The organism is Streptomyces sp. JJ66, assembly GCF_019303495.1.
Lineage (GTDB): Bacteria > Actinomycetota > Actinomycetes > Streptomycetales > Streptomycetaceae > Streptomyces.
Map to the genome: position 1 here is coordinate 23,561 of NZ_JAEVFI010000037.1, position 7,335 is coordinate 30,895.

Annotated in this window: 6 protein-coding genes and 1 riboswitch; of the genes, 3 read left to right on the forward strand and 3 right to left on the reverse strand. The window is 74.2% G+C overall.

Features of this window, described 5'->3' with window-relative positions:
• Positions 1-39: 39 nt before the first annotated feature.
• Positions 40-1,629, reverse strand: coding sequence for a M28 family metallopeptidase (locus tag JJV70_RS20790; protein ID WP_308294936.1), 1,590 nt, complete (start codon positions 1,627-1,629; stop codon positions 40-42).
• A 438-nt stretch (positions 1,630-2,067) separates the two neighbouring features.
• Here JJV70_RS20790 and JJV70_RS20795 point away from each other — a divergent pair, with 438 nt between their 5' ends.
• From JJV70_RS20795 to JJV70_RS20805, 3 genes are all read left to right on the forward strand, one after another.
• Positions 2,068-2,928: an oxygenase MpaB family protein gene (locus tag JJV70_RS20795; RefSeq protein WP_219049564.1), complete on the forward strand. Its 861-nt coding sequence runs from the start codon at positions 2,068-2,070 to the stop codon at positions 2,926-2,928.
• A 133-nt stretch (positions 2,929-3,061) separates the two neighbouring features.
• Positions 3,062-4,195, forward strand: coding sequence for a PP2C family protein-serine/threonine phosphatase (locus tag JJV70_RS20800; protein WP_219049565.1), 1,134 nt, complete (start codon positions 3,062-3,064; stop codon positions 4,193-4,195).
• 275 nt (positions 4,196-4,470) lie between these two features.
• Positions 4,471-4,599: riboswitch (cyclic di-AMP (ydaO/yuaA leader) on the forward strand.
• An 11-nt stretch (positions 4,600-4,610) separates the two neighbouring features.
• Positions 4,611-5,630, forward strand: coding sequence for a M23 family metallopeptidase (locus tag JJV70_RS20805; RefSeq protein ID WP_374227324.1), 1,020 nt, complete (start codon positions 4,611-4,613; stop codon positions 5,628-5,630).
• 151 nt (positions 5,631-5,781) lie between these two features.
• Here the strand turns inward: JJV70_RS20805 and JJV70_RS20810 are convergent, their stop codons facing one another.
• Positions 5,782-6,348, reverse strand: coding sequence for a DM13 domain-containing protein (locus JJV70_RS20810; protein ID WP_219049566.1), 567 nt, complete (start codon positions 6,346-6,348; stop codon positions 5,782-5,784).
• Positions 6,349-6,467: 119 nt separating this feature from the next.
• A partial coding sequence (locus JJV70_RS20815; RefSeq protein WP_219049567.1) for a hypothetical protein occupies positions 6,468-7,335 on the reverse strand: 868 nt, incomplete at its 5' end.

Here is a 7,335-nt window from a genome sequence, read left to right on the forward strand (position 1 = left end):
ACCGCTGACACCCCTGCGCGCTGGGCGCGCTCGCGGGGCCTACCGGGTCACGCCGCCGTGGTCGTGGTCATGGCCGCCGTCGGTGTCCGCACCCGGGCCGGAGGGCACGAACGGCACCTCGGCGCGGAGCGAGGAGGTGTCCCAGGCGTACCGGCCCACCGCGTCAGCGATCACCCGGACGTTGACGTCAAGCGCGTGCTTGTTGACGTTTGACAGGTCGTCGCACGCCTGGTGGTAGCACTTGTCGTACGCCACCCCGGCCTCGCCGCCCCACAGCGCGACCTGTTCCGGCGTCTTGACGCCCTCCGCGCCGGTGAAGGTACCGCCCGAGGGGATGCCGACCTCGATGAACGGGCCGTAGTCCGAGCGTCCGCTGAAGTCCGTGCCGCGCGGCTCCTCGCCCCGGGAGCGGATGAACTCGTTGATCCCGTGCTCGATCTGCGCCGAACCGTCCGGGCCCGGGCCCGCGCCGATGCCGTCGGAGTCGTCGCCGTCGTAGACGAACAGGCCGTAGTTGGGCGAGGCGATCATGTCGAAGTTCAGGTAGAGCGCGATCTGTTCCCGCTCCTCCTGGGAGAGCGCCTCCACGTAGTGCTCGGCGCCCAGCAGGCCCAGTTCCTCCGCGCCCCACAGCGCGAACCGCACCTTGTTGGCGGGCTGCTTGGGGTGGTCGTCGCGGTGGTGCCACTGGTGGGTGGCTCGCGCGTACCGCAGGGCGGTCTCCAGCACACCGGCCGAGCCGGAGGCGTTGTCGTTGATGCCCGGGCCCTCGGGAACGGAGTCGAGGTGGGCGCCGACCATCACCACGTTGTCCTCGTCGCCGCCGCGCGTCTCGGCGATGACGTTGCTGGTGGTGCGCTCCTCCTGGAACTCGATCAGCTCCAGGTTGACGGTGACCTCGCCCGCCGCCACGGCCTCGGACAGGCTCTGGCCGTCCGCCTGCGACAGGCCGCCGGTCGGGACGCGGCCCGCCGCCGGGTCCCCGAGGGTGCCGTTCAGCTCGCCTTCGACGTTGTTGTAGATCAGTGCGCCCACCGCCCCGGCGTCCGCCGCGGCGGCCTGCTTCGCGGCGAACGTGCAGCCGCCGCGCTTGATCAGGGCGATCTTGTCCGCGAAGTCGCCGTCGGTGTAGTCCTCGGCGGTGCACCCGGTGGTGCCGTCCTCGTCCACCGGCACCTCGGCGACCGGCGCCTGGAGACCGCCCTGTGGCGTGCTCGGGGTGTACGTCATCAGCGTGATGGGAATGTCGCGCTGCTGCGGGGTGAGCACCGTCAGGGACTCCGTGACCGTCTCGCGGTAGGTGAAGGTGAACTCCTGCTGCGTCACCTCGTAGCCCGCCGCGCGCAGCAGCGAGCTCGCGTACCAGGCCGACAGGTCGTAACCCCGGGTGCCGGCCGCCCGGTTGTCGTCGTTGAAGTCGGCGAGGGCCTGGAAGACCCGCATGTGACGCAGGGCGCCGTCGCCGGTGGTCTTGCGCACCAGCTCCCTGGCCAGCCGCTCGCCGCGGTCGGCCGGGTCGGGCTGGGCGGCGGCGGGGCTCGCGGTGGCGGTGACGAGCAGAGGCGCCGCGAGGGCCGCGGCGGCCACGGCGGCGAGGGTGCGCCGTCTGTACGTGGGCGACTGAGACACGGACAGTCCTTCCGGTGGAGGAACGGCAGGATGCGGGGGCGCGCACGCGTGCTCGCCGCCGCTTGCAGTGCGTGCTGTTCGGCGTGAGGGGCTGCGTGTCCGGGTTGCGGACGCGCATCGGAGGGCAACCTAGCGTCCACGGGCCGTCATGGGAACGCATGTCACAGCGTTAGCTCCCCCGGGTTCGCCCCTCCGCCCCGGAGCCTCGCCCAACCGGGGCAAGCTCGCGCCCTCGCGGACCAGCGGGAACGCCCGCCCGCGCCCCGGGAACGCGGCACCCGCGCCCCGGGAACGCGCTACCCGCGCCCCGGGAACGCGGCACCCGCCTTGGGAACGCGGCACCCGCCGCACGCGTCCCGGGCAGCATCGCCCCCGGCGGCGGAAAGGGGTGGCAGCGGAGGTCGTCCCGGCGTGCCCGGGCGTACCGTGGACGGTGGGATGGATGGCATACCGGAGCAGGGGCTGTTCGGGCCCGAATCCGTCTCGTGGCGGGTCCACGGTGACCCCGTCATGGGGCTGGCGGGCGTGCGCGCGCTCCTGCTCCAAGCGCTGCACCCCCTCGCCATGGCAGGCGTCGCCCAGCACTCCGCCTACCGCGAGGACCCGTGGGGCCGCCTGTACCGCACCGCGTTCTTCATCGGCGCCACCACCTACGGCACAGGCCCACAGGTGGCGGAAGCCGTCGCCCGCGTGCGCCGCGTGCACGCCCACGTGACGGGGTTCGAGCCGCAGACCGGCCAGCGCTACCGCGCCGACGATCCGCGCCTGCTGACGTGGGTGCACTGCACCGAGGTCGGCTCCTTCCTGGAGGTGACGCGCGCCGCCGGGCTGCCGCTGACGGACGCCGAGGCCGACCGCTACCTGACCGAACAGACGACCGTCGCGCGCCTCGTCGGCGTCCCCCCAGGCCATCCGCTGCCGGGGAGCACCGAGCAGCTGGCGCGCTACTTCGCCCAGGTGCGCCCGGAACTGCGGCTGACGCCGGAGGCGCGGGAGGCCGCCCGGTTCGCGCTCCTCCCGCCGCTGCCCGCCTGGGTGCGGTACGGCACGCCCGCCCGGCCCGCCTGGGCGGGGCTGGCCGCGCTGGCGTTCGCCCTGCTGCCGCGCTGGGCGTGCCGGATGTACGGGGTGCCGCTGCCGCGCGCCGCCCGGCCCGTCGCCGTCGCGCAGGCCCGCGTGCTGCGGGCCGGGCTGCTCACCCTGCCGCGCCGGGTGCGCGAGGGCCCGCACCTGCGAGCGGCCCGCGAGCGGTACAGCGCCCGGGCCCTGTCGCCGGGGTGCGGCACGCGGCGGGGGTGAGATCCGCCCGGCAAGGCGCCGCCGCGCCGTCGCGCCACCCCGCCGCCGCATGCGCCCGGGGCGCCGTGCGTGCCGGACCACCGTTCGGCCCGCTCCGGTCGCCCGGGGCGGAGGGTGAGGCCAGAGTCGAAGGGTGAACAGGCGAAGGCTGAGCGGGCTGGAGGAGGAGACGAGGAGCTGGCGCGCCGCCCGGTTCCTGCCGCCCGTGCTGCTCGTGGTGGCCGTCGGGGCGTCCTTCCTGACCCCGCCCGACTTCACCTTCGCCAACCTGCTGGCCGCCGCCCCGCTGGTGGCCGCACCGCTGTACTCGGCCCGGGCCACCGCGCTCACCGGGGTGCTCGCCACCGCCGCCCTGCTGTGGCTGATGCAGGTGCGCGAGGGTTTCGACCTGTTCGACGGGACGCTCAAGGCCGCCACCGTCGCCACCGTCTCCGTCATCGCCGTCGGCCTGAACCACGTGCTGCGGCGCAGCCGGAAGCAGCTGGCCACCGTCCGCGACGTCGCCGAGGCCGCCCAGTTCGCGCTGCTGCCGGTGCCGGAGCGCAGGCTCGGTCCGCTGCACATCGCGGCGCGCTACCAGGCCGCGCAGTCGCACGCGAGCATCGGCGGCGACCTGTACGCCGTGCAGCACACCCCGTACGGCGTGCGGATGCTGGTGGGGGATGTGCGCGGCAAGGGCATGGAAGCGGTGGGCGCGGTGGCGATCGTGCTGGGCGCGTTCCGGGAGGCGGCCGAGGAGTGGAAGTCGCTCGCCGAGGTCGCCGTCCGGCTGGACCGGGCGCTGCGCCGCGAGGGCGCCCGGCGCCCCGCGACGCTGGACGCCGTGGAGGGGTTCACCACGGCGGTGCTGGCGGAGGTCACCGACGATGGGCTTCTGCGCGTCGTCAACTGCGGGCATCCGCCGCCGCTGCTGATCGGCGCGGACGGCGCTCCGCGCGTCCTCGCGGCGTCCGAACCGGCGCTCCCGCTGGGTCTGGCCGCGCTGCCGGCCGGGGAAGCGGAGGCGGGCGCGCCCACGGCCGACGAGACCCGCTTCCCGCCCGGCGGCACCCTGCTCCTGTACACCGACGGCCTCACCGAGGCCCGCGACCCCCACGGCGCCTTCTACGACCTCCCTCACCGGCTGCGCGAGCTGGACTGGACGCGGCCCGTGCCGGGGGCACTGCTGGACGCGCTGCTCGCCGACGTCAGCGCGTACACCCACGGGGCGCCGACGGACGACATGGCCCTGCTCGCCGTCACCTACACCGGGCATGACGCTCAGTAGCCGAATGGGCGACAGAAGATGACGACTTGGCCACGATCGTTGTCCGGGGCACCACCCGAACGCTGGCGCATATGCCCGGTTCTGCCCCTTCACGCGGTGAAAGTCCAGGCCAGTGCGGGGTCTTGTTCCCGGGAAGGCTTGGAATATGGGGCGCATGTCTATTAACGTTCGATAACGCAGCGCGGTCGTCACCGCCGCCACAAGAGGCGGCTCCGTGCGCCTTGGCCGAATCCTGACAGTGCGACACCTGCCAACCCGGCTGCAACCACAACCGCACCATGGCATCACCGCACTGAAAGGAACCGGGGAACCACTACTTGGGGTGAATCGGGCATCCGTGCCCGTAGGAGACCTTCCTGCTCCGAACCCGTCAGCTAACCCGGTAGGCGAGAAGGAAGGAAAGGAGAACGCCTTCGTGGCGTCGAGCAGGTCTGCCACCGAGACCGGCGCCGGGCACACCGGCACCGCCCAGTACGAGGTCTTCGGGCCCGAACTGGGCGAGCCCGGGGGCTCGCTGGATACGTGGAACCCCACCGCCGAGACCGTGCGCCCCGTGCGCGGACGGCACCGGGTGGCCCGGCAGCGCTCCGGCATGGCGCGCAGCGGCGCCGTCCTGGGCGTCGGCATGGTCGCGGCGATCGGCGCCGGGGGCATCGCCAGCGCCCAGTCCAAGCCCAGCCTCCCGGTGTCGCTGCCCGACCTGGGCGGCCTCACCGACGGCATACCCGGAGCCTCCCTCCTCACCGCCGAGGCCGCGGCCGCCGACGCGCCCGCCGCACAGAGCGCGCTGACCGGTGGCGAGAGCACCGCCGACGCCGGTGAAGCCCTGCGGGCCCGCATCCTGGAACAGGCCAACGCCCAGCAGACCGCCGCCGACCAGGACGCCGCCGAAGCCGCCAGCGCCGCCGCGGCCGGTGCCGCCGCCGAAGAGGCCGCGGCGAACGCCAAGGCCGAAGCCGCAGCGCAGGCCGAGCGGGAGCGCAAGGCCGAAGAGGAGCGCAAGCGCAAGGCGGAGGAGGAGCGGCTGCGCAAGCTGGCCGCCAGCTACGCCCTCCCGCTCAGCGGCTACCAGCTGACCTCCAGCTTCGGCGCCTCCGGCTCCATGTGGGCCAGCAACCACACCGGCCAGGACTTCGCAGCCCCCACCGGCACCCCGGTGAAGGCCGTGCACGGTGGCACCATCAAGGAGGCGGGCTGGGCCGGTTCCTACGGCTACCGCATCATCCTGCGACTCGACGACGGCACCGAGATCTGGTACTGCCACCTGTCCTCGATGACCCGCACCAGCGGCACGGTGACCACCGGCGACACCATCGGCCGCGTCGGCTCCACCGGCAACTCCTCCGGGCCGCACCTGCACCTGGAAGTCCGCCCCGGCGGCGGCAACCCCATCGACCCGCTGACCTGGCTGCGCGGCAAGGGCCTGAACACCTGACGCGCGCCGTGCGTATATCACCACGCTGGACGACGCCGAGCGGCGTCGCGGAACACAGCCTCCGGCGGCCCTGGTGGACCACCCCCCGACACCAGGGCCGCCGGTTCTTTGCCCCGCTTCCTTTGCCCGGGGGAAGGCCGCTACGGCACCGTCAGGCGCGGGCCAGTTCCGCCGCGCCGAAGGAGACGTTGAAGCGGTCGCACCAGATGCTGACGCTGGTGTACGTCTCCAGGTCCGCGTCGCTGGGCAGCGCGTAGTTGTGGCTGCCCTTGTTGCCCTTCAGCTGGCCGAGGTCGAGGTAGGCGCCGTCGTCGAACACGCCCCACCCGTCCCGGCCGGGCAGCACCTCCGCGTCCGTCACCCACACCTTCAGGTCCGGGCCGTTGCTGGTGTCCAGACCCTCCAGGCGCAGCACGCGCGAGCCGTCCGCCAGCTCGACGATCTTCGCCGTGCCGCTGGTGGCGTGCTCGTGGGTGATGAAGGCGCCGGAGGCCAGCGTCACCGGCCCGGCGGGCGCTTGCTCCGGCGCGTCGTCCTCGTCCTCCTTCTTCTCCGGCTCGGGCTGCGTCTGGTCCGGCGCTGGCTGGCTGGACGGCAACGCCTCGTTGACCGTCTCGTCCGTCCACAACTTCCACGGCTGGAACAGGTACAGCCCCACCGCGCCGAGCACCACCCCGAGTGCGACCGCCCCCACGATCCACGGTTTGCGACGAGCCACGACAACCTCCCACCAACGCCACCCGGCTCCTGTGGCCGGCTCCGTCAGTGCAACGCCGGTGAACCCGTGCCAGTTCCGGGGGGCGCACGCTCCCCGCGCCACCGCAGGCGGGGCGGAGGTCACCACTCCGGTGCGTCCAGCACCCACCCCTCCGCGCGCAGCACCGCCGTACCCCGCGCACACACCCGGTGGTCCTCCCGCACCCGCTCCACCCACTCCCGCGGCGTCCCCCCGAACAGCTCCCGCAACGTCCGCGACCGCTCCAGCAGCTCTCCGAGCACCGCGTGCTGGCTCCCCGCCGCTCGCGGTGCCGCGCGGTCCGCGTCCGCCAGCAGCCCCCGCGACCCGGCGTAGACGTAGGCGCCCTGCCCCACGTCCACCGCCCCGCCCGTGTCGTACACCGGGAAACGCTCGGCGGGCAGCCGCACCCGGCGGTAGTTGAACCGCTCGGACGCGTCCACCACCGCCAGCTGTGCGGCGTCCAGCCACAGCAGGACCGCCCGCGCCTGCCGCCCCGGCGCCGGATACGGCGCGTACGCCACATACCCGGCCACGCTCACGTGCCCCGAGTGCCCCACCGCCAGCCCGGCCACCCGCACCGGCACCATCGGCACCGGCCCCGGCACCCCGGCCAGCGCCAGCTTGTACCGCACCTGCGCGGGCGCCGCGTTCGACCCCACCGCCACCACCGGCACCCGCCCCGCCGTACCCGCACCCCCGGCTCCGGCCCGCCACGGCACGAGCTCGTCCCCGTCCAGCAGCACGGCCTCCGTCACCACCCGCCCGGGATACTCCAGCGGTCGCAGCAACGGCACCTCCCCGAACCCGCCCTCCGCCACCGTCCGCCCGCTCACCCCCACGGCCGCCCGCAACCCCGCCCCACCCACCACCGCCGCCTCCCCGACCCGACCGCGCAGCGCGCCTCCGGCATCGGCGCCCCGCCCACCCCGCTTGACGGCCCCCAACACCCCCAACCCCCGCCGCGCC

Excerpts from the sequence above, each read along its gene's own strand:
- JJV70_RS20795 (WP_219049564.1), top strand. The coding sequence starts at position 2,068 with ATGGATGGCATACCGGAGCAGGGGCTGTTCGGGCCCGAATCCGTCTCG.